At 61.3% G+C, this 21,126-nt stretch carries 19 protein-coding genes and 2 pseudogenes; 7 read left to right on the forward strand and 14 right to left on the reverse strand.

Translation table 11 applies throughout. The features are described from left to right. Window positions 1-37: 37 nt before the first annotated feature. From PQR27_RS11880 to PQR27_RS11900, 5 genes are all read right to left on the reverse strand, one after another. A complete protein-coding gene (locus tag PQR27_RS11880) occupies window positions 38-1,600 on the reverse strand; it encodes a DHA2 family efflux MFS transporter permease subunit (RefSeq protein ID WP_408523840.1) in 1,563 nt (520 codons plus the stop codon). Window positions 1,601-1,666: 66 nt separating this feature from the next. Then, window positions 1,667-2,908 (reverse strand): HlyD family secretion protein, encoded by a 1,242-nt coding sequence (locus PQR27_RS11885; protein ID WP_408523841.1) that lies wholly within the window; start codon window positions 2,906-2,908, stop codon window positions 1,667-1,669. 43 nt (window positions 2,909-2,951) lie between these two features. Continuing rightward, entirely contained in the window at window positions 2,952-4,520 is a 1,569-nt protein-coding gene (locus PQR27_RS11890) for an efflux transporter outer membrane subunit (RefSeq protein ID WP_408523842.1), read from the reverse strand. A gap of 74 nt (window positions 4,521-4,594) precedes the next feature. Further along, window positions 4,595-5,032, reverse strand: a complete 438-nt coding sequence (locus PQR27_RS11895) for a MarR family winged helix-turn-helix transcriptional regulator (RefSeq protein ID WP_408523843.1) — start codon at window positions 5,030-5,032, stop codon at window positions 4,595-4,597. A gap of 187 nt (window positions 5,033-5,219) precedes the next feature. After that, complete coding sequence (locus tag PQR27_RS11900; protein ID WP_408523844.1) at window positions 5,220-6,266, reverse strand: NAD(P)/FAD-dependent oxidoreductase; 1,047 nt, start codon at window positions 6,264-6,266, stop codon at window positions 5,220-5,222. 230 nt (window positions 6,267-6,496) lie between these two features. Between PQR27_RS11900 and PQR27_RS11905 the strand changes: the two genes are divergently transcribed. Further along, window positions 6,497-6,934, forward strand: coding sequence for a carboxymuconolactone decarboxylase family protein (locus tag PQR27_RS11905; protein WP_408523845.1), 438 nt, complete (start codon window positions 6,497-6,499; stop codon window positions 6,932-6,934). 231 nt (window positions 6,935-7,165) lie between these two features. Here the strand turns inward: PQR27_RS11905 and PQR27_RS11910 are convergent, their stop codons facing one another. Both PQR27_RS11910 and PQR27_RS11915 read right to left on the reverse strand, forming a co-directional pair. Continuing rightward, complete coding sequence (locus PQR27_RS11910; RefSeq protein ID WP_408523846.1) at window positions 7,166-7,771, reverse strand: CGNR zinc finger domain-containing protein; 606 nt, start codon at window positions 7,769-7,771, stop codon at window positions 7,166-7,168. Window positions 7,772-7,898: 127 nt separating this feature from the next. Next, window positions 7,899-8,759, reverse strand: coding sequence for a LysR family transcriptional regulator (locus PQR27_RS11915; protein WP_408523847.1), 861 nt, complete (start codon window positions 8,757-8,759; stop codon window positions 7,899-7,901). 163 nt (window positions 8,760-8,922) lie between these two features. Between PQR27_RS11915 and PQR27_RS11920 the strand changes: the two genes are divergently transcribed. After that, window positions 8,923-10,323: a DHA2 family efflux MFS transporter permease subunit gene (locus tag PQR27_RS11920; protein ID WP_408523848.1), complete on the forward strand. Its 1,401-nt coding sequence runs from the start codon at window positions 8,923-8,925 to the stop codon at window positions 10,321-10,323. 46 nt (window positions 10,324-10,369) lie between these two features. On the opposite strand, the gene PQR27_RS11925 is transcribed toward PQR27_RS11920, so the two are convergent. Continuing rightward, window positions 10,370-11,143, reverse strand: a complete 774-nt coding sequence (locus PQR27_RS11925) for an SDR family NAD(P)-dependent oxidoreductase (protein ID WP_408523849.1) — start codon at window positions 11,141-11,143, stop codon at window positions 10,370-10,372. Window positions 11,144-11,397: 254 nt separating this feature from the next. On the opposite strand from PQR27_RS11925, the gene PQR27_RS11930 reads away from it, so the two are divergent. Next, window positions 11,398-12,327 (forward strand): LysR family transcriptional regulator, encoded by a 930-nt coding sequence (locus tag PQR27_RS11930; protein WP_408523850.1) that lies wholly within the window; start codon window positions 11,398-11,400, stop codon window positions 12,325-12,327. A gap of 123 nt (window positions 12,328-12,450) precedes the next feature. Here PQR27_RS11930 and PQR27_RS11935 read toward each other — a convergent pair. After that, window positions 12,451-12,663, reverse strand: a pseudogene (locus PQR27_RS11935) (Crp/Fnr family transcriptional regulator); the annotation flags it as partial. Window positions 12,664-12,904: 241 nt separating this feature from the next. Next, window positions 12,905-13,330, reverse strand: a complete 426-nt coding sequence (locus tag PQR27_RS11940; RefSeq protein WP_408523851.1) for a DUF3757 domain-containing protein — start codon at window positions 13,328-13,330, stop codon at window positions 12,905-12,907. 310 nt (window positions 13,331-13,640) lie between these two features. On the opposite strand from PQR27_RS11940, the gene PQR27_RS11945 reads away from it, so the two are divergent. Next, window positions 13,641-13,820: a hypothetical protein gene (locus PQR27_RS11945; RefSeq protein WP_408523852.1), complete on the forward strand. Its 180-nt coding sequence runs from the start codon at window positions 13,641-13,643 to the stop codon at window positions 13,818-13,820. A gap of 211 nt (window positions 13,821-14,031) precedes the next feature. Beyond that, a complete protein-coding gene (locus PQR27_RS11950) occupies window positions 14,032-15,096 on the forward strand; it encodes a glycosyltransferase family 2 protein (RefSeq protein ID WP_408523853.1) in 1,065 nt (354 codons plus the stop codon). Window positions 15,097-15,200: 104 nt separating this feature from the next. Here the strand turns inward: PQR27_RS11950 and PQR27_RS11955 are convergent. Then, a pseudogene (locus tag PQR27_RS11955) lies at window positions 15,201-15,341 on the reverse strand (transporter substrate-binding domain-containing protein); the annotation flags it as partial. A gap of 195 nt (window positions 15,342-15,536) precedes the next feature. Here PQR27_RS11955 and PQR27_RS11960 point away from each other — a divergent pair. Then, a complete protein-coding gene (locus PQR27_RS11960; RefSeq protein WP_408523854.1) occupies window positions 15,537-15,758 on the forward strand; it encodes a hypothetical protein in 222 nt (73 codons plus the stop codon). Between the two features lie 117 nt (window positions 15,759-15,875). Here the strand turns inward: PQR27_RS11960 and PQR27_RS11965 are convergent, their stop codons facing one another. Continuing rightward, window positions 15,876-17,186 (reverse strand): MFS family transporter, encoded by a 1,311-nt coding sequence (locus PQR27_RS11965; protein ID WP_408523855.1) that lies wholly within the window; start codon window positions 17,184-17,186, stop codon window positions 15,876-15,878. Between PQR27_RS11965 and PQR27_RS11970 the strand changes: the two genes are divergently transcribed. Beyond that, window positions 17,170-17,463, forward strand: coding sequence for a hypothetical protein (locus PQR27_RS11970; RefSeq protein ID WP_408523856.1), 294 nt, complete (start codon window positions 17,170-17,172; stop codon window positions 17,461-17,463). The two genes, PQR27_RS11965 and PQR27_RS11970, sit on opposite strands and share 17 nt — an antisense overlap. A 585-nt stretch (window positions 17,464-18,048) precedes the next feature. Here PQR27_RS11970 and PQR27_RS11975 read toward each other — a convergent pair. Together PQR27_RS11975 and PQR27_RS11980 are read right to left on the reverse strand one after the other, a co-directional pair. After that, window positions 18,049-19,764, reverse strand: coding sequence for a SpoVR family protein (locus PQR27_RS11975; RefSeq protein ID WP_408523857.1), 1,716 nt, complete (start codon window positions 19,762-19,764; stop codon window positions 18,049-18,051). Continuing rightward, complete coding sequence (locus PQR27_RS11980) at window positions 19,761-21,032, reverse strand: YeaH/YhbH family protein (protein WP_408523858.1); 1,272 nt, start codon at window positions 21,030-21,032, stop codon at window positions 19,761-19,763. The genes PQR27_RS11975 and PQR27_RS11980 overlap by 4 nt, the downstream gene beginning before the upstream one ends. Between the last annotated feature and the right edge of the window lie 94 nt (window positions 21,033-21,126).

The raw sequence follows: 21,126 nt of genomic DNA on the forward strand, positions 1-21,126 counted from the left end.
ATCACGGCCGGGCGTCATCCGCACGAAATCAGAAACCTTAATGGCCGCCGGCCCCAGCCGCCGCGGCAGCGCTGCTCTTGTCCGGCTTCGTGATCCAGATCAACGGCACAATCGCGACGAAGATCACAGCGGAAATCCAGAAAATATCGTTCAACCCAAGCATGGCTGCTTGCGCATTCAGCGAATTCTCGAAGAAGGCCAGCGCTTGCGCGGTGCTTCCGCCCAGCGTGTTATGCACCGAATCGAGACCCGCCGTGAAAACCGGGTTATTCACACCGGTCTGTTCAGCGAGCCGCGCATGATGCAGGATCGTCCGGTCGTTCCAGCCCGTCGCGGCAAGCGAGGTTCCCATTGCCCCGGCAAATACCCGTGCGAAGTTCGACAGGCCCGCCGCGGCCGGAATCTTGTCGGGCTTGAGACCCGAGAGAATAATCGCGGTCAGCGGAACAAAGAACAATGCCGTAGGAATGCCTTGCAACAAGGTCGGCAATACCAGGGTCCATGTGTCCACACCGGTGGTGTAGAGCGAACGCATGAAGAACACGCCGGCAAAGCCGAGAAAAGCCAGGGTTGCCAGCACCCGCGAATCCGACTTCGGCATGATCTTCGCCATCACCGGCGCGAGAAGCACGGCGAAGATGCCAAGCGGCGCGGTGGCGAGGCCCGCATCCACCGAGCGGTAGTTCAAGTATTCCTGCATCCATTGCGGCAACAACACGAGGTTGGAGAAAAATACCGCGTACGCTACCGAGATCGCGATCGTGCCGCCCATGAAGTTACGGCCTGCGAACAATCGCAAATTGACGATCGGGTTCTTCTCGGTCAGCTCCCAGATCACGAAGAACGTAAAGCTGATTGCCGCGAACACGGTCAATGCAACGATTACGGGCGAATTGAACCAGTCGAGATCCTTGCCCTTGTCGAGCATGATCTGCAGCGAGCCCACCCAGGCGATCAGCGACAGAAGTCCCACCTTGTCGATCGGCAAGCGCCTGGTCGGCGTTTCGCGTGTGCGGTAGATCGCCCATGTCACGCCGGCTGCGAACAGGCCCACCGGAATGTTGATGTAGAAGATCCATGACCACGAGTAACTGTCGGTAATCCAGCCACCGAGCGCCGGACCGGCGATCGGGCCGACGGTCGCGGTCATGGCCCATAACGAGAGTGCAACCGAGCTCTTTTCCTTCGGATAGGAGCCGAGCAGAATCGCCTGGGACAGCGGAATTAACGGACCAGCCACCGCGCCCTGCACGATCCGCGCGGCGAGCAGCACCGGCAGCGTCGGCGCCATGCCGCACAGCCACGATGACAGCACGAACAACAGAATCGCCCACACGAACAACCTGACCTGGCCGACGCGCTGCGTGAGCCAGCCCGTCAGCGGAATGGCAATCGCGTTGGCGGCGGCGAACAGCGTGATCACCCACGTCCCCTCGTCCACCGAGACGCCGAGATTGCCCGAAATGGTCGGGATCGCCACGTTTGCGATCGACGAATCCAGCACGTTCATGAAAGTGGCGAGCGCCACCGCGATGGTCGCCAGCACGAGCTTGCCGCCGCTCAGCGGCGGGGGCGTGGCGGCGGTCGTCGATCCATTCATTTCATCACCTGTAGAAAAAGACAAATATCTGACTTAGCAGTTAATTGGCCGAAAAAAAGCGGTGTTTCAACCCGCTTTACGTGCTGCGCTCTTTTGCGTTGTACCCGCTGCAACCGTGTGCGCTGCCGGCATGTTCTGCGCGATGATCTTCGCGATTTCCGCATCGGCCTCGTCGCCGTATTCGGCGAACACGTCGGTGTGATACGAGGTGCCGACTGCCGCGCCTAGCTGAGCGCCGGACTGATCGCGCGTCTCGACATCCACCTGCATCGACAGACCGATCCGCAGCGGATGCGCGTTCAATTCGCCTTGATCGAGCAGAATCCGCGCGGGCAAGCGTTGCACGACCTTGATCCAGTTGCCGGTGGCGTTCTGCGCGGGCAGCACGGCAAATGCGGCGCCCGTGCCGGCGGAAAAGCCGAGCACGCGGCCGTGATACTTGATGCTGGAGCCGTACACGTCGGCGGTGAGCGTGACGGGCTGGCCGATACGCATATGCTTCAACTGGACTTCCTTGAAGTTCGCGTCGACCCACACGCCGTCCAGCGGCACGATCGCCATCAGCGGCGTGCCCGGCGCCACGCGCTGACCGACCTGTACCGAGCGGCGCGCCACGTAACCGGTGACCGGCGCGGGCAAGGTGTTGCGGGCGTAACTCAGGTAGGCGTCGCGCACTTTCGATGCCGCGGCCTGCACGTTCGGGTGCTGCTCGATCGACGTGCGGTCGGTCAACGCATGGTTGGCTTCGGACTGCTGACGGGCGGCATCGAGCGCGGCTTGCGCGGAAGCGACGGCGTCGCGCGCATGAGCGATGTCCTCGCCGGACACCGCGCCGGTTTCGGCAACGGCCTGGCGACGCTTGAGGTCGGCGTTGGCACGGGCAAGATCGGACTCGCGTTGCGCGACGGTGGCAGCGTAAAAGTCGTTATTCACATAGAGGCCGCTGACCTGGCGCACGGTCTGGCCAAGCGCCGCTTCGGCATTGCCCAGCGCGATCTTCGCATCGGCATTGTCGAGCGTGACGACCGGCTCGCCCTTCTTGACGATCTGCGTGTCGTCGGCATTCACGGCGACGACCGTACCGGTCACTTGCGGCGTCAGTTGCACGAGGTTGCCGCTGACGTAGGCATCGTCGGTCGACTCGTAATACTGGCCGACCGTGTAGTAATACGCACCGTAACCGGCGCCGGCTATCACCACGGTTGCCGCGAGCAGCGCGAGCAGCAGCTTGCGCTTCGTGGGGGCCTGCGCTTGCGCGGGTTGGTCCGCGTTCGCCGTCGCGCGGTCGGTGTTGATCGTATCGCTCATTTTTCTGGCTCCTGACAGGATATAAAAGTGTCGCGAGGGCGCATCAGCGCGCGGCGACCACAGGGTTGGTTTGCACTGCTGACGCCGCTGCGGCTGCCGGTGCCGCCGGGTTGGCGTGTGCGGTGGCGTGTGCGGTGGAATCGCCGTTGTCGGCGCTGTTGTCGGCGCTGTTGTCGGTATAGCCGCCGCCGAGCGCCGCGGCCAACGCGATCTGCTGGTCACGCCGGTTCATCTTCAGATTCGCGACCTGCTGATCGGCGGCGAGCGCGGTGGTGTCGGCGTTGAGCACGGTCAACTGATTCGCGAGACCGGCCTTGTATTGCGTGAGGGCCAGTTGATCGGCGCTGCGCGCGGCTTCCTGGGCGGCTTGCGCATCGCCGAGCTGCTCGTCGGTCGAACGGATTTGCGCGAGCTGGGTCGCCACTTCGGACAGCGCGGTGACCAGCGTCTGGTTATACGTGGCGACGGCGTAATCGAAGTCGGCATAACGGCCCCTCAGTTGCGCGCGCAACTGACCGGCGTCGAAGATCGGCAGATGGATCGCCGGCCCCGCCGATGCCGTGCGGCTCGCCGCCGTGAGGAAGCGGCCGAAGCCGAACGCGTCGAGACCAATCGCGGCGCTCAGATTGATGTCGGGATAGAACTCGGCCTTGGCTTCCTTCACGTCATGCGTGAGCGCATCGACCCGCCATTTCGCGGCAACCAGGTCCGGGCGGCGGCTCACCAGATCGGCGGGCAAGTTGTCGGGCAGACGGACTTCGTCGCCGATACCGAGCGCCGGGCGCGTGATTGCGAGGCCGCGGTCGGGACCGGCGCCGAGCAACGCGGCCAGTTGATAACGTGTGGTGAGAATCGCGCCGTCGAGCGCAGCCAGATTCGCGCGGCTGGTGGCGAGGTTCGCCTGCGCGGTCTTGCGCTCGACTTGCGTGTCGAGACCCGTTGCAATGCGGCCCGCGGTGATGCGGTCGATCTGTTCGCGCTGCGTGATTTCCTGCTGGGCGATATCGCGCAATACATACAAACGGGCCAGCTGGTTATAGGCGCGCGCGGTGGCCGAGGTCAGCGACAGCTTCACGACTTCGGCGTCGGCCTGAGTGGCCTGCAATTGCGACAGCGACGCCTTCAGCGCTTCGCGGTTCTTGCCCCACAGATCGAGGTCGTAGGAAGCGGACAGCAGCCCCTTGTTTTCCGACTGCCAGGAGCCGCCATACGGCGGCGGCACCAGCGCGGTACCCGAGTATTGCTGACGGGTGAACGAATACGTCGCGCCGACTTGCGGCATCGTGCTGGCTTTGGCCGTATCGCTGTAGGCGGCCGCCGCGGCCACCCGGGCGCGGGCCTGTTCGATCGACGGATTGCCCTTGAGCGCTTCTTCAAGCAGCGCCTTCAGTTGCGTGTCGCCGAACTGGTCGGCCCAATCGGCGGCCGGCCAGTGACCGTTGTCGGCGGGAATGCTTTGTTGAGTCGCGTAGGTCTGCGGCTGAGCCATCTGCTTGTCGCTCGAAATGCCGGCGTAGTTCACACAAGCCGACAGCACGGCCGCGAAGATCACGGTCACACCAGCCTTCGCGACCCGCGACCCGACTGCCTGTGAATTTAACTGTGATTTCATTTACTGACCTATCAGATATATGGATAAAGAAATAGCTACGATCATCCGCAGCATTCCGGTTCCAGTGGGTTTGGTTACTCGCCGAGAAACTTGTACAGAAGGCGGTTCAGTTCTTCGAATTCCGCCTTGCTAAACTTCTTCAACCGTGTGTTCAGCACCGCTGGAGCAATGTGCGGAACCTGCGTGGCCACCGTTTCGCCCTCTTCCGTCAACGCCAGATTGACGACGCGGCGGTCTTCCAGGCTGCGCGAACGCTCCAGCAAGCCCCTGTGTTCCAGCTTGTCGAGCATGCGCGTCATCAGGCCCGTGTCGATTCCAAGCAACTTGGACAGTTCAAACGGCGTGGTGGCGATGCCTCTATGCAAGGACAGCAGAATGCCCATTTGCTGACTGGTAATGTCCAGATGCTTCAGCGCCGCATCCAGTTCCGTTACCAACAGGTTGCGCGCCTTGTTGATGGCAAACCCTACGCTATGCGTCAACCTGAAACTCTCCGGCGTGTAGTGGTCCATGCGCAGCTCCTCGTTGGTTGAAATCAATATATCTGCAATGTCAGATACTGTCAATGATAACTTTGTGAACGTCAGTTTTTTGGACGCAGCAGGTGACGAGGAATGTGCAGACGAATTCCCGCTTGGGCCCTCGCGCGGCCCAGCGGCGTTTCGAATGAGACGTGGTAGGGATCGGCCAGCGTGCCTGTCAGGCCGCTGCCACCTTCTCGGCCAGCTTCGCGTCGTAGCTGGAATGGACGTGCACGCGTTTCTTTTCCGGGTACGCGTAGGCGTACGCCTTGCGCAGCGCCAGCGACGCCTCGTGAAAGCCGGACAGAATCAGCTTCTGCTTGTTCGGATAACCGGCGATGTCGCCGACCGCGAAAATACCGGGCCGCGAACTCTCGTAGTTCGAGGTATCCACGTCGACGCGGCCGCCGCGAATCGTCAAGCCCCACTGCGCAATCGGCCCGAGATCCGCAACCAGCCCGTACAGCACGACCAGTTGTTCAGCAGCGAGTTGGGTTTCCCCTTCGATATGCCGCAGAGCGATCGATTTCAACACGTCGTCTTCCGTGACGAGCCCCGCGATCGCGCCGACGATGAAGTCCATTTCGCCGGCCTCGACCGCGCGCCGCATCGTCTCGACGCTCGAATCCGCAGCGCTGAAGCCGTTGCGCCGATGCACCAGCGTCACACGCCGCGCGACCTGGCGCAATGCCAGTGCCCAATCGAGCGCGGAATCACCGCCGCCGGCCACGACCACGGTCTTGTCGGCGAAGTCGGCCAGACGCGGCACGCTGTAGTGCACGTGGCGAGACTCCAGCGGCACGGCCTCGGCAAGCGCCAGTTTTTGCGGCACAAACGCGCCATTCCCGGCGGCGAGCAGGATCGCCGCCACGTCGAACACGAGGCCGCGATCGGTGCGCACGGTCCAGCGGCCATCGTCGCGCTGCTCGACCGATTCGACGCGCTGTTCCAGATGGATCGGCACGTCGAACGGCTTGCATTGCACCATCAAACGCTCCACCAGTTCGCGCGCGGTACACGAGGGAATCGCGGGAATGTCGTAGATCGGCTTGTCCGGATAGAGCTCCGTGCACTGCCCGCCGACCTTGCCGAGTGCATCGACGATCTGGCACGACAGGCCAATCACGCCCGCCTCGAAAGCGGCAAACAGGCCGACCGGGCCGGCGCCGACGATCAGTACATCAGAGCGGATCGGGGACTGAAGTGGGTCTGCGTCGGACATCATTCTGGATCTCTTATGGTAGTTGATGACCCACCATACAGAATCGCCCGAACCGCGACAACGATGCCATTACAGGCGGTAAGGACGCTCAGGCAATCATCCGGCGCATCTCAGGTTTCAAAAATTGGCTACCTGAAAATAGATAAAACCGGTCATTTCCAGAAACCAGTCGAGCGATTAATCTTCACTCATCGCATCACGGAATGCGTCCAACCCGACCTCAGGAGCACATCATGGAACAACGTCTCGACTTCTACAAAGCCAACCCCGCTGCCATCAAGGCGCTGATCGGCGTGGAAGAACGCATCGGCAAATCGGCGCTCGAAAAATCGCTGACCGAACTGGTGCGGCTGCGTGCGTCGCAGATCAACGGCTGCGCGTACTGCGTCGACATGCACACGACAGATGCCCGCAAAGGCGGCGAAACCGACCGCCGTCTGGCGACCGTGGTGGTGTGGCGCGAAACGCCCTTCTTCACGGACCGCGAACGCGCCGCGCTCGAATGGACCGAAGCGTTGACGCTGGTGTCGCACGACCATGTGCCTGACGCCGTGTGGGAAATCGTGCGTCCGCACTTCAGCGATGAAGAACTGGTCGATCTCACACTGCTGGTCTCGGCGATCAATGCGTGGAACCGCTTCGCGATCAGCTTCCGCAAGCTGCCGGCCTGAGGCAGAGGCGAGTCGACTGTGTTGCACCGGCGAGCGTTGCAGGGTGATGCAACGCTCGCATGCTTTGGTTTCCTAAGCGCTTATTCGACCCAGCTTGCGCCGGATCGACTCAGTACGCCGCTGCATGCCGCGTGCTGTCGCTCGCGACTATGACGCTATCGCCCGCGATTTTAAAAGCGGCCCTCGGCTCGCTCAACTGCCGCGCCCAGTTGCGGCGACCGGCGATTGCACTCACGCCTGCCGCTGACGGCGGCGAAAACTCGCCACTTTGTGACGATTGCCGCATAGCGCCATGCTGCACCAGCGGCGCCGGTGCGATTTGGTGCGGTCATAGAAGCACAGCGTGCAGTCGGGGTGCTCGCACTTGCGGATCAGATTGAAGTCGCCGGCAACCAGCAGTTGCGCGGCCGTTTCGGCGAGCGGTGCGAGCAATTGCGCCGGCGTGCTCACTTCATAGCGTTCGATCGCCTGCAATTCGTGTTGCTCGTTCAGCGCGAGTTCGAGATGACGGCGGCCTTCGCTCAGAAAGGCGTTGAGCGCCTTGATGTCGATCGGAGCTTGTGCCTTGCGCTGTGCAACCGCGCTGCGCACCGTTTCGCGCAACGCGCGCGCCGCGCTCAGCAATGCCCCGCTTTTCAGGCGCGCGGGCGCCCGCGCATCGTCATGCAGATGCTGGCGTGTCAGCCAGCGCAGCACGTCGGCGTCGGTCTGCCAGATATCCACGGGCGCACCGTCCTGCTGCACGACGGTGTTGAGCAAATCGAGGGCCGGATGATCGCCGAAGAATTCCGGATCGACCGGCGCGGCGCCTGAGGTTTCGGTATCGGTTGCGGTCATGGTCGGGCTCCTCACGGCTCGTGGCACAGCGTGCGCGTCGTGCGCGTCGTGCACACAGTCATAGTAACCTATAAATCATCTTTTATTAAGTTACTTAAAATCCACCAAAGATTGCGAAGGCGCGTGGCTACTCGCCGATCCACGAGCCGCGTAAGTCGCTGTCGTGCAGGAGTTGCAGCAGCGTGCCGGCTGGACGGCTGAGCCGTTTGGCCGCCAGCGCGATAAATTCCACCGAAGGCAGCGTCGGCAAACTGGCCGTATTCAACGGCGGCGCAAGGCCGCGAGCCGCCAGATACTGCGGACGAACCGTGATGCCGAGTCCACCGCGCGCGGCCGCGATGCAGCCCGCGTGGCTGCTGCTAGTGCACACCACCTGCCAGCTAAAGCCGGCTTCGGCCAGCGCATCGAGCACGACGGCACGCGTCACGCTCGGCTCGGCGACCAGGATCAACGGCAGCGGCTGCGTCAGGTCTACCCGCGTACCGGCGCGCGCCAGCCACTCCAGACGCCCCGTGAAAAGCGGCACGCCGCGGCGGTCACCCAGACGCCGTTTGCCGACCAGCAGGTCGATCGAACCGGCATCCAGCAATTCGTAAAGCTTGCCGGTCATGCCGATGGTGATTTCCAGTTCGACATCGGGATGCGCGTCGCGAAACGCCGCCAATACGGTGGGCAGCGGCCCGAGCGCGACATCGTCGGACGAGCCGAGCCGCACGCGCCCTTTCAGACGCGGCGCGCGAAACTGCGATTCGGCCCGCGCGAGCGCCTGCAGGATCACGCTGGCGTGGGCGAGCATGGCCTCGCCGTCCGGTGTCATCGCGAGCGAATGGGTGTCGCGCACGAACAGGCGCCGGCCGACGCTCTCTTCGAGCCGACGGATGTGTTCGCTGACGCTCGACTGTGTGAGATCGAGCTGCCGCCCCGCCTCAGTGAAGCTGTGGCAGGCCGCGACGGTCGCGAAGGTCTTGAGCCAGATGGGATTGAGCATGGGCCATTGTCGCGCTGCTTATCGGCAAAGTCGATAACAGTCAGCATACCTAGTGGGGTTCCCGATTGACGCGAATGTCAATATGATGACGGAATCCCCCAACGATCTGCACCGAGCCCGGCCCGCCAGTCGCGCGCCCCGCCGCCCCGCTGCCCAGTCCAACATGACCCAGGATTCTTCCCAGACCGCGCTACTGTGGATCGTCGCCGCCGGCTTTTTCATGCAGTCGCTCGACACGACGATCGTCAACACCGCGTTGCCGTCGATCGCGCACAGCCTGCACGTCGCGCCCCTCGCGATGCAGCCGATCGTGGTCGCCTACACGCTGACAATGGCGATGCTCACGCCGGCCTCGGGCTGGCTCGCCGACCGCTTCGGCACACGGCGCGTCTATTTCGCGGCAATCCTCGTGTTCGTGCTCGGCTCGATCTGCTGTGCGAGCGCCCACACGCTCGGCCAACTGGTGATGGCGCGCGTGCTGCAGGGGCTGGGTGGCTCGATGCTGCTGCCGATCGGACGGCTCGCCGTGTTGCGCAGCGTGTCGGGCGAGCAATACGTCTCGGCGCTCGCGTTCATTTCAGTGGCCGGCCAGCTGGGGCCGATCGCCGGCCCGACGCTCGGCGGCTGGTTCGTTCAGGCGATCACGTGGCACTGGATTTTCCTGATCAATGTGCCGATCGGCGCGTTCGGTCTATACGCGGTGCAGCGCTTCCTGCCGCCGCATGGCGAGACCCAGGCGCCGCCGTTCGACTTCGTCGGCTGTGGGCTGCTGTCGCTATGCATGATCGCCTTTTCGCTGGCTGTCGACGCGCCCGTGGAGACGCATCGCGCGGCGTGGTCGGCGGGTCTGTTCGTGCTCGCCGTCGTCAGCGCGCTCGCGTATATTCCGCACGCGAAACGCCGTAGCGATCCGCTCTTCAAACTCAAGCTCTTTCGCGAGCCGAATTTCAGCGTCGGTCTGATCGGCAATCTGGTGTGCCGCATCGGTTCGAGCGCGGTGCCCTTCCTTGTACCCTTGCTGCTGCAATTGCAACTGGGCTACACGCCACTGCATTCCGGCCTGATGATGCTGCCCGCGGCCCTCGCCGGCACCGTCGCCAAACGCTGGATCGCGCCGCTCGTGCGCCGGTATGGGTATGACGCCTTCCTGCTCGTCAACACAGTAATCGTAGGCGCCGCGATCGTCTCGTTTGCATTCATTTCGCGCGGCACGCCGCTGGTTGTCGAGATTGCGATTCTCGCGGTATTCGGCGCGGCCAACTCGATGCAGTTCGCGGCGATGAACAGCGTCACGCTCAAAAACCTCTCGCATGAAGACGCGGGCAGCGGCAACAGCCTCTTTTCGATGGTGCAGATGCTGGCGATCGGTCTCGGTGTGTCGATCGGCGGCGGTCTCGTGACGCTGTTCTCGGCGCACTGGGGGTCGGCGGCGCTCGGCTTCCGCCTGAGCTTTGCGTGCGTCGGCACCATCACGCTGGTGTCGGCATGGATTTTCCGCCATCTCGACGAAGTACCCGCCACGCGTCCGGCGCATGGGCCCGCGGCGCAGAGCGCCGGGCACTGAGGTCCGCGGGGCGGAGTCTCCCCGGCACCGCAGCGCTCCAGGCGTTTCAATCCGGCAAGCGAATGCCTGACAACCGCTCGCAGGCTTCGAGCAGGCGATCCTGCACGGCGACGTCGTACACCACCGGATGGGGCTCGCGGGGCCTCATGTGATAGAAATACTCGCCGCTGACCGTGGCCGCCGCTTCAGCGCTGACGGCAAGCCACACCTGAGTCTTCGGTGCCGCCTGCAGATCGTCCGGCGCACCCGCACCGCCCATTTTCGTCGCCACCCAGCCCGGCTCCAATGCATTCGACAACACCTGTGGCCAGCGGCGCGCAATCGCGAAAGCCAGCAACGCGTCGTGCAGTTTCGAGTCCGAATACGCCGCCGTGCCCTGCCATGGGCGGCGCTCCCACGTCAGATCGTCCAGACTCGCGTCGCCGCTTCGATGCAAACCGGAGCTGAGATACACGAGACGCTGTGGCTTGTCGATCAGTGCGGTCAAGATGTACGGCGCCAGCGTGTTGACCGCGAACACATGCGGCAAACCGTCGACGGTGGCAATGCGACGCGGTTCGCGATAGCCGACCGCCGCGTTGTGGATCACCGCGTCGAAGCGCCCAAGCCGGTTCACCTGGTCGGCCAGCGCGGCAGTCGCCGCGATGCTCGACAGATCGCCCGCCACTGCGGTTTGCGCGCCGGGTAAGGCCTTCAGCGCTTCGTCGGCGCGCGCTACGCTGCGCCCGTGCAGCACCACTTGATGTCCGGCGTCGATCAGGAGGCGCGCGGCCATCTGGCCGAGTCCATCGGCGGAACCGGTAATAAAAATACGCGACATGGCGGCGTTCTCCGTAAAAAGTTAAACCTATGCCCAATGCATGACGAGAACCGCATCGTGTCGTGCATCCGGCGACTGCGACAAGATTAGCGCCTGGCCGGCGCCTGACGCGATAGCCTGGCTGTCACGACGCTCATGACGATACGTCATTGATCGGCACTTCCGGATGGCTTTTGCCGACGCGACTGCACGGGTTCAAACGCGCGTTCGCGTTAGCATGTCATGCATGAAATCGACTAAAAAGGCACACCATCATGCCATTTGATGAGCGCATGCTGAACGGCATGGGCGTGTTGACGGCGATTGTCGACTGCGGCAGTTTCGCCGCGGCTGGCGAAGCGCTCGACATGTCGCAATCGGGCGTGAGCCGCTCGGTCGCACGACTCGAGGCGCGCCTCGGCATCCGGTTATTCGACCGCACGACGCGCTCGGTGACGTTGACCGACGAGGGACGGCGTTTCTACGAGCAGATCGTGCCGCTGCTTGGCGGCCTGGAGGAAGCGGCGGCCTCGGCGGCACAAGGCGCGACTGCGGTTCGCGGACGTTTGCGCGTGAACATGGATCCATTCTTTTCGCGGCTCGTCCTGGGACCGCGCCTGGGTGGTTTCATCGACAAACATCCCGACCTGCAGCTTGAACTGATCACACGGGATCAGCTTGGCGATATGGTCGCCGACGGCTTCGATCTGGCCGTGCGGTTCGGCGAGCCGCCGGTATCCACGCTGATTGCGCGCAAGCTGCTGGATACGCGGATCCTGACCGTTGCCGCGCCGTCCTATCTGAAGAAACACGGCCACCCGGTTACGCCGACCGACCTCGAGAACGGCCGCCATGTGTGCATCAAATTTCGCGATCCGCTGACGGGTCATCCGTTCAGTTGGGAGTTTCACCGCGGACGCAAGAAGATTGTGATTACGCCGCGAGGCCGCCTGACTGTGAACGACGTCGGCACCTTGCATGGCGTCTGCGCCGCCGGCCAGGGCGTCGCGCAGATTCTCGAACTGGGCGCCGAGTCGCTGCTCGCCAATGGGAAGCTGCTCGAACTGTTTCCCGACTGGGGCGACGAAGTTTATCCGCTGTATGCGCTATATCCCTCGCGGCATCGGCCACCGGCCAAAGTACGGGCATTCTTCGACTTCATCGTTTCGCTGACGGGGGGCCTGACGCGTGAACCGGCCGTTTGAATCGCGGCTCGGCGAGTGCGAAGTCGCATCGAAAACGATACGGAGGCCACCAGGCGGTTATCGGCAAAGAAGAAGCAACTTCGCATCCTCTACGCTAGCGTGCAGCCACAGCCCCGCGTAGACCAGCGCTGCCAAGGTGACGCCAGAGCGGCGCACCCGAGCATACTGGCGGTGAGTTCCTGGGTCATGCGCAATTCGTTCGACGGCAGGTGCTCGATGCTGAGCAGCAGCCAGCCGCACAATGCTTGATCGATCGGACAATGGCGATTGCATACCACGGTCTGCGCCATCTTGCGTGATGAGCGCGCGCGTATAGCACAGCAGGAGGCGCTGCATTTGTCCGGCGGATTCGTCGATGATGTCGCCTGGCGACAAATGGTGACTGTCGTCTGGCGATCGATCGTAAGTGCGTCGATAAAAGACCCTTTTTCAGGGGCGGTCATGCGATTTGCTCTGCGATCCGCAGTGATGGATTCCGTGTGCACAAAATCCCCTAAAAATGCACGGCGCCCCGTCCTGCGGCCTGACTGAACTGGCTCGTCAGTGCCCTGAATTCAGTCAGACCTGCGTCATTACTTTACTCGAATGCACAAAGCGCCGGATTCCCTCCGGCGCAGCTTTGCAGCACGGTTCCATCGGATTGCCTGGCATCGCGCCAGGAGTTTCCGGTCGCTTTAACTGGCCCAGTGGTTTTCAGCACCATTCTCACACCGCCCCTCCCGTCTCGAACAACATAGTCGCAAGTGACAAAGCTCTTTTGATTGTGGATGTACGCTTCCTTGAAAACCAACCGCGCCAAATCACTATCTTTGGCCATAGGATTCTCCCCGCTCCATTGTTGCCCATTCCCCACTGGCGCCGTGTAGGTATAACCGCCGTACTCGCCCGCAGTTTGTTTGATACCGCCAGGCGCGGGGCAGGCATTGTTGGCCGCATAAGCATTGCCCATCAGCGGTGCCATCAACATTGCACCCGCTGAAATTCTCTTGAAGCTCACAGTCATGATTACTGTTCCGTGGTTCATTAATCGGAGTTCTTCCAGAGCCCTTCCCTCCGCGTCACAATGCGCGTTGGATGGAACAATGAAATCCACAAGGCTTTAATAAAACGTCAGCAATGTGTAAGGTTGATATTAGCAGTGCACTCCTTACGACACGCCGTGTCGGTTTGCCGCAATGGCGCGGGGTTGGAGCAGCATGCAACAAAAAGTCTGGAAAACGCAGGGGGACGTTATCGGCAACGGTTGTCCAAAGCGAGGCGTCAGGCCTGAGCCTTGCTGCTGTACAGGTGTCCCCAAACCAAGGAGCACAGCGATGAACGAAACCAGGGAACCCGAGCAAACGAAGCCGACCGACGTCGAGCATCCGCAGCCGACCGTGCATAGCGATAACGAGAAGAGCAAGCTGCCCGAGCGTGGCGATGAAGGGCGCGATCAGTCGCCGGCAGACCATCCCGGCAAGAAACCCGGTGAAGGCGAGCCGTCAGTCAGTTGAAATATTAAACGCTGACTACAAGCGGCTTTGCTGCGTTTTTGCAGCAAAGCCGCACAATTTTCCCCTTCGAACGCCTTTCGGAAGATGGACATTTCTTCCGATTTATTACCGAATATTTTTATCCGGTGATGGATTATTTTTCCTCCATGCAGCAATGTGCGCGCAAAGCGAACCGGCTGCCGCCCCCCACCAGATAAAAAAGGCGAAGCCTATGTCCACCTCCTCTTCCACCCTGAAAGTCTCGATCTGCCTGCCCACGTGCAATCGCCCGGAACTGATCGTGGAATGCATCGATTCGTGCCTTGCGCAGACCTACAGCAATCTGGAAATCGTGATCGGCGACGATTCGAAGGACGCGCGCACGCAAGAGTTGATCGCGGCGCGCTATGCGAATGAACCACGCATTCGCTATGCAATGAATCAGCCGTCGCTCGGCCAGGCGCGAAATGTCGCGAGCCTGTTCGCGCGGGCGAGCGGCGACAAGATCCTGCTGATTCACGACGACGACCTACTCACCGCCGACGGCATCGAAAAGCTGGTGTCGCTATGGGCGCGTCATCCACAGCTCCAGGTAGCGTTCGCCGATCAGTACGAGGCCGATCACAGCGGCGCGGTGAACATCGACGCCAGCATGCGTCTGAACACGGCGTTTCGACGCACGAAAGACGCCGAGGGCTTGCAGCCGCTGCCGGGTAGAACCGGCCTGATCCAGATGTTCCCGAACAACGGCTGGATGGCCAACGCTGACCTTGTAAAACGGATCGGCTACAAGGAACAGTACGGCATGTGCTGCGATTTTGTGTTCGGCACCGAACTCTGCCTCGCGGCGCGGGCGGTGTTTTACCTGCACGAGTACGTGTCGGTGTATCGCAAGACCGCCGTCTCGATCTCGCATAGCACACGCGGCACGACGATCGCGGCGACCCTCAGCGCTTATGCGTTTGTCGAGGCGCTGCACTTGCCGCCGCAACTGGAACCGTCGCGCAAACTCGCACTGCGCCGGCTCGTGCCGATCGTCGTCTCCGTGCATGCGAGGAATCGCCAGCTGCGGCTCGGCCTGAAAATCGCGCTCTCGCATCTGTCTGCGTACCGCTACGGCTTCAGCATGCGGCTCTACTACCATCTGTTGATGCTCTTGCGGGCCACGCTGACAGTGCGGCAGCAGGCGGCCGTTGCGGCTGCAGTTACGGCGGTGCCCGCTGTCGTGACCGATCCGGCCGCCGTTATGACGGAACTCGTCACGGACCTCGTGACCGACCGCTCCGAACTGATCTGATTCAGCCGCAGCGGAACTCAACCGCTCATTGCTTGACGCACGCAGCGTGCGGGATGGACCCGATCAGCAGACAGACGTCGCCGCGGCGTCGAAGTTAGTCGGTAATCCGCCGACTTCAACATGCCCTTCTTCGCCAGACACTGCTGGCCCGACGAAAAATACGGAATGCTCAAATCGACCTGTTTGGCGCGCTCGTCGGTGATCGTGAAGTTGGTGAGCGCCGGGTTCACTTTCTTCGAGGTCAGGTGAAACGGATGTGAACGGAGCGCATCCATGGCCGCCACATTAGCAGCGCGCTCCGCGCCGCCGAACCAGGAAATGTTCCTGTAATAAGCGCGTTTTCTGCTAAGCATCCGCAGATTTGCAAACGCGTATTTGTCGTTTGATCGGGCATGTGTGCCTCGTTACGATGGACATCATCAGCCCGGAGGTAATTCGCCATGTCCGACAGTGCCTGTTTCAAACCGCGTGTGATCGAGCCGGTTGTCGTCAATCAGCCGGAGGGATTGGGGCTTGCGGTGGAGTTGTGGCTCGCCCAGCCCGTCGATGGAATCGCGGGGCGGGCGGTGCAGATTCATTTGCGCAGCGACGCGAAGATGGCGCAGGCTGAAGCGCTGCGCGATCTGCTGCATGCCTTGGGCACGGAGATCGTGGTGACATGAACATGAGCCCTGCTCTCGCGCGTTGAATTTATCCGCTTGCCTGCGCCAATGAAAAACGGCGGCCGGGTTGCCCCGCGCCGCCGCTCTCAATCAACGCTTATATGTTCCACATGACGCTCACGGTTCGTGGCGCAAGTAGCCTTCTTTCGACGGATCGCGCATCCGCAGCGAGACGAGGCCCGCGATCGCGCACAGTGCGGTCACGTACCAGTAGAACAGCGATTCGTTGCCTACTGACTTCAGCCAGAGCGCCACGTATTCCGCCGAGCCGCCGAAGATCGCATTGGCCACTGCGTACGACAGGCCCACGCCGAGCGCGCGCACTTCCGGCGGGAACATTTCCGCCTTGATCAGGCCGCTGATCGACGTATAAAAGCTGACGATCGCCAGCGCCACGACGACGAGGCCAAACGCCGCGTACGGGCTCGTCACGTCCTTCAATGCGTGCAGCAGCGGCACCGTGCCGATGGTTGCGAAGAAGCCGAAGAACAGCATCGAACGACGCCGGCCGATGCGATCCGACAGCGCGCCGAAGGCCGGCTGCATCACCATGTAGACGAAGAGCGCCGCGGTCATGACGTTGCTGGCCGTCTTCGCATGCATGCCGGCGGTGTTCACCAGGTACTTCTGCATGTAGGTGGTGAACGTGTAGAAAATCAGCGACCCGCCGGCGGTGAAGCCGAGCACGGTCATGAACGCGACTTTGTGCGCCCACAGGCCGCGCAGCGTGCCGGCTTCCTTGCGCTGACGCGATTCGGCGGTGGTGGTTTCATCGAGCGATTTGCGCAGATACAGCGCCACGAGCGCGGCTACTGCGCCGATCACGAATGGTACGCGCCAGCCCCATGCTTTCAGTTCTTCGGTGGAGAGTGTTTGTTGCAGGACGACCAGTACCAGCAAGGCGCAGAGTTGGCCGCCGATCAGTGTGACGTACTGGAACGACGCGAAGAAGCCGCGGCGCCCTTTAAGCGCGACTTCACTCATATAGGTGGCGCTGGTGCCGTATTCGCCGCCCACCGACAGACCCTGGAACAGGCGCGCCACCAGCAGCAGGGCCGGCGCCAATGCGCCGATCTGTGCATAGGTGGGCAACAGGGCGATGACGAGCGAGCCACCGCACATCATGAACACCGACACCATCATGGCGGTTCGGCGCCCGTGCTTGTCGGCGAGGCGGCCGAAGAACCAGCCGCCGATTGGACGCATGAGGAAGCCTGCGGCGAACACGCCGGCGGTGTTGAGCAACTGGGTGGTGGTGTTACCGCTCGGGAAGAATGCTGGCGCGAAATAGAGTGCGCAGAACGAGTAGACGTAGAAGTCGAACCACTCGACCAGGTTGCCCGATGAAGCGCCGACGATCGCGAAGATGCGGCGGCGGGTGTCGTGGGGTGAGGCCACGGATTGGTCGGTCATGATGTCGGTTTTCATTGTTTCTGAGTTACCTTCGCAAGGTGGTCTTTTGATTGTTATGTGGTTGCGCGGATTTTACAGAATTGCAAGGAAGAAAGGGGGTGGGGTTTTGCCTTTTGCGGCGGCATTGTTTGGTTCGCCTCTGGCGGTGGCTGTTTCGTTTCTTATTGGTTTATTAGTGTTCCCCCTGCTGGTTGCCTACGGCGGTGGCCCTTCCTTGTTTGCTTATTGGTTTATTAGCGTTCCCCCTGTGCGGGGGGCACCTACTTTTCTTTGCCGCCGCAAAGAAAAGTAGGCAAAAGAAAGCGGCTCAAACCGCCAACATTTAAGTGGGTCTCCTGGCTCGGAGGGGATTGTGGTGTGATAAACGGATCACACCTCGGTCCATTAGTGTCTGTGACACAGCCGTCATCCGCTCCCACTCCGCACTACGTGCGTCGCGGACAGGTACACCAGGGAAACCGGGCGCTTCGTTTGCGCGCGGTGGGGGCCATCGGCTTCGCCTCGGCGAGGCGCCGAAATATACCGATGGTTTTGTGAAGTACCGCCCCGGCGCGCGCAGCGCCGCCGGAAGCATGACGGCCTGGTCACTCAGGCCAGCAGGTGCGCAGACTCAATCTCTACGGAGCCACTACACCCTCCAAGCCAGGGGAGCCGCTTAAGAACTAGCGGTGTGAGCCGCTTTCTTTTGCCTACTTTTCTTTGCGGCGGCGCCCCGAAGGAAGTCCACTTGGTGGGCAAAGAAAAGTAGGTGCCCCCCCGCACAGGGGGAACGCTAATAGACCAATAAGAAATGAAAAACCAAACGCCGTAGGCACACAGCAAATAATGCCGCCGCAAAAGGCAAAAACACCAATCACCGCCTACGGCGACAAGAAAATCAAACCCTCACCGCCGGAGGCACATACCGACATTCGTACCGCTTCCTGACAGTCCCATTCTCGTCAACACTCTCGAGATAAACGTCGAACTGCCACAACCGCGCCATGTGCTTGAGCACCTCATCACTATCACCCGACAAGTGCCGGTTATCGCTCATGAAATGCCGCAGCGTCAAACTCCGGTCGCCACGCGTATTAACCGCCCACACCTGAATATTCGGCTCGCGATGATGCATATCGTACTGCCGCGACAGCGCCTGCCTCACATACTGATATCCACTGTCGTCGTGAATCGCCGACACCTCCAGCGCATCGCGCATATCATCATCGAGTACCGAAAAGAGCCTCATTTCCCGGATCAGATGCGGCGACAAATACTGCGCCACAAAACTCTCGTCCTTGAAATTGCGCATCGCGTAATGCATCGCAGGCAACCATGGGCTACCGGCCAGTTCGGGGAACCACTTGCGGTCTTCATCCGTCGGCGCTTCGCAGATCCGGCGAATGTCGCTCATCATCGAAAAACCAAGCGCGTACGGATTGATCCCGCTGTAGTACGGCTTCGTCACCGGCGGCTGGTACACCACGTTGCTGTGTGAATGGAGAAACTCCATCATGAAGCCGTCTTCCAGCTTGCCCTGGTTGTACATGGTGTTGAGCAAGGTGTAGTGCCAGAACGTCGCCCAGCCTTCGTTCATGACCTGGGTCTGGCGCTGCGGATAGAAATACTGCCCCACCTTGCGCACGATACGAATCACCTCCCGCTCCCACGGCTCAAGCAGCGGCGAATTCTTCTCGGCGAAATACAGCAGGTTCTCCTGCGGTTCAGGCGGATAACGCTCCTCGATTTCCTCCGGCAACGGCGTATGCCGCATCGGCAAGGTGCGCCACAATTCGTTGACCTGCGATTGCAGATACGCCTCACGTTCGCGGCGCGCAGCGAACTCCTTCTCCAGCGAAAGTTTCTGCGGCCTTTTGTAACGGTCCACACCATAGTTCATCAGCGCATGGCACGAGTCGAGCAGTTCCTCCACCCGGTCGAGACCGAAGCGCTCCTCGCACTCCGCGATGTAATTCTTCGCGTAGACAAGGTAATCGACGATCGCGTGCGCATCCGTCCACAGCCTGAACAGATAGTTACCCTTGAAGAAGGAGTTGTGCCCGTAAGCCGCGTGCGCGATGACAAGCGCCTGCATCGTCATCGTGTTCTCTTCCATCAGGTACGCGATGCAAGGGTTCGAATTGATGACGATCTCGTACGCGAGCCCCATCTGCCCACGCCGGTAGCTTTTTTCAGTAGCAAGAAAGTGTTTGCCGAACGACCAGTGCCGGTAATTCACCGGCATGCCGACGGACGCGTACGCGTCCATCATCTGTTCAGCGCTGATGAGCTCGAGCTGGATCGGATACACGTCGAGTTCATATTGCTCTGCAACAAGGGCAATATGCGAGTCGTACTCTTCGATCAATTCGAAGGTCCAGTCGGACGGGCACGGCAAAGGCCGTTTATCGGCTACGTTCATACGGACTTCCCTTTGCCCCTCTGTGGGCGTTCCGGTGTGTCCCCGTGCTGCAACGGCGTCGACTGCTCCAGCGGCGGCGGCTTCAACTTCGACCGCCCCGGCCTCGGCATGCCCCGACTGACGCTGCGGCACGCCTTTCCCACGCTCCGGCTGATAGCCGCGCGCTTCGTTGTGCAGGTGTTTGGTCGTCATGAAGACGCCACCTGCTTTTCAAACAACTCGCGAAACACCGGATAGATGTCAGCCGCGGTTTCGACCTTCTTCATGGCCATGTGCGGCTGGCTCAAAGCCAGTTGCGCGTACTCCAGCCACAAGTTCTGCTCTTCGGGCGTTACCTGAATATACGCAAAATAGCGCACCTTCTCCAGGATGTCATCCTTGAGTATCTTGCGACACTTCGGCGAGTCGTCCGTCCAGTTGTCGCCGTCTGAAGCCTGAGCGCCGTAAATGTTCCATTCAGTTGGCGAATAGCGCTCGTCCATCACCTTCTGCATCAGCTCCAGCGCGCTCGATACCACGGTGCCGCCGCTTTCGGTCGAATGGAAAAAGGTGTCTTCGTCGACTTCCTCGGCGCGCGTGTGGTGGCGGATGAACACTACCTCGATGCGCTCGTAATTCCGCTTCAGGAACAGATACAACAGAATGAAGAAGCGCTTGGCGAGATCCTTGCGCTGCTCGTCCATCGAGCCCGACACATCCATCAGACAGAACATCACTGCCTGACTCGAAGGCGTAGGCTGCTTGACGCGGTTCACATAACGCAGATCGAACGGGTCGATGAACGGAATCCGCCAGATGCGCCCGCGCAAATGGTGAATTTCTTCTTCGAGCAGTTTGATCTCCTCGCGGCGATCCGCGGGATCGGCCTTCATCGTTTCGAGTTGCCGCTCCATCTCGTGCAACTGATTGACGAGCGGCGCACCGAGCGCGATGCGGCGGCCAAGCGCGCTGCGCAGCGATCTGACTACGTCGATATTGTTCGGCGTACCTTCGGCCGCCCAGCCGGCGCGGATGCTTTTCCACGTGGGCACGGCCATCAGATGCGTTTTGACGAGACGCGGCAGTTCGAGGTCGTCGAAGAAGTACTGCATGAATTCTTCGCGGCTCAGTTCGAACACGAAGTCGTCCTGACCGTCGCCCTCGTTGCTGGCCTGATTGCCCCCGCCTCCGCCGCCGCCCCCTTGCGGGCGTTGAATCTTGTCGCCGCGGATATAGTCGGAATTGCCCGGATGCACCATTTCCCGCTTGCCGCCGGGGCCATGCCGGAACGACGGTTCCGCGATGTCCTTGCGCGGAATGGTGATGCTCTGGGTGTTCTGGATATCCTTGATGCTGCGGTCGCGGACCGCTTCCGAAACGGCGCGACGAATATAGTTCTTGACGCGACGCAAAAAACGCTCGCGATTCGCAATGCTCTTGTTCTTGCCAGCCAACCTGCGGTCGATGATTTGATGAAGCACGCCTGGTCTCCCATGTCGACCAGAGTTAGCGTGTCGACCAGAATTAGCGCTTTAGCGCTTACTCCGGTCCCATAGCGCTTACTCTGGTCCCATG

This window comes from Paraburkholderia fungorum, assembly GCF_046027215.1.
Classification (GTDB): Bacteria; Pseudomonadota; Gammaproteobacteria; order Burkholderiales; family Burkholderiaceae; genus Paraburkholderia; species Paraburkholderia fungorum_D.

What these genes read in the sequence shown, in the direction of transcription:
- PQR27_RS11880 (WP_408523840.1), bottom strand. Translation starts at nt 1,600, where the DNA reads ATGAATGGATCGACGACCGCCGCCACGCCCCCGCCGCTGAGCGGCGGC.
- PQR27_RS11885 (WP_408523841.1), bottom strand. Translation starts at nt 2,908, where the DNA reads ATGAGCGATACGATCAACACCGACCGCGCGACGGCGAACGCGGACCAA.
- PQR27_RS11890 (WP_408523842.1), bottom strand. Translation starts at nt 4,520, where the DNA reads ATGAAATCACAGTTAAATTCACAGGCAGTCGGGTCGCGGGTCGCGAAG.
- PQR27_RS11895 (WP_408523843.1), bottom strand. Translation starts at nt 5,032, where the DNA reads ATGGACCACTACACGCCGGAGAGTTTCAGGTTGACGCATAGCGTAGGG.
- PQR27_RS11900 (WP_408523844.1), bottom strand. Translation starts at nt 6,266, where the DNA reads ATGATGTCCGACGCAGACCCACTTCAGTCCCCGATCCGCTCTGATGTA.
- PQR27_RS11905 (WP_408523845.1), top strand. Translation starts at nt 6,497, where the DNA reads ATGGAACAACGTCTCGACTTCTACAAAGCCAACCCCGCTGCCATCAAG.
- PQR27_RS11910 (WP_408523846.1), bottom strand. Translation starts at nt 7,771, where the DNA reads ATGACCGCAACCGATACCGAAACCTCAGGCGCCGCGCCGGTCGATCCG.
- PQR27_RS11915 (WP_408523847.1), bottom strand. Translation starts at nt 8,759, where the DNA reads ATGCTCAATCCCATCTGGCTCAAGACCTTCGCGACCGTCGCGGCCTGC.
- PQR27_RS11920 (WP_408523848.1), top strand. Translation starts at nt 8,923, where the DNA reads ATGACCCAGGATTCTTCCCAGACCGCGCTACTGTGGATCGTCGCCGCC.
- PQR27_RS11925 (WP_408523849.1), bottom strand. Translation starts at nt 11,143, where the DNA reads ATGTCGCGTATTTTTATTACCGGTTCCGCCGATGGACTCGGCCAGATG.
- PQR27_RS11930 (WP_408523850.1), top strand. Translation starts at nt 11,398, where the DNA reads ATGCCATTTGATGAGCGCATGCTGAACGGCATGGGCGTGTTGACGGCG.
- PQR27_RS11940 (WP_408523851.1), bottom strand. Translation starts at nt 13,330, where the DNA reads ATGACTGTGAGCTTCAAGAGAATTTCAGCGGGTGCAATGTTGATGGCA.
- PQR27_RS11945 (WP_408523852.1), top strand. Translation starts at nt 13,641, where the DNA reads ATGAACGAAACCAGGGAACCCGAGCAAACGAAGCCGACCGACGTCGAG.
- PQR27_RS11950 (WP_408523853.1), top strand. Translation starts at nt 14,032, where the DNA reads ATGTCCACCTCCTCTTCCACCCTGAAAGTCTCGATCTGCCTGCCCACG.
- PQR27_RS11960 (WP_408523854.1), top strand. Translation starts at nt 15,537, where the DNA reads ATGTCCGACAGTGCCTGTTTCAAACCGCGTGTGATCGAGCCGGTTGTC.
- PQR27_RS11970 (WP_408523856.1), top strand. Translation starts at nt 17,170, where the DNA reads ATGATGTCGGTTTTCATTGTTTCTGAGTTACCTTCGCAAGGTGGTCTT.
- PQR27_RS11965 (WP_408523855.1), bottom strand. Translation starts at nt 17,186, where the DNA reads ATGAAAACCGACATCATGACCGACCAATCCGTGGCCTCACCCCACGAC.
- PQR27_RS11975 (WP_408523857.1), bottom strand. Translation starts at nt 19,764, where the DNA reads ATGACGACCAAACACCTGCACAACGAAGCGCGCGGCTATCAGCCGGAG.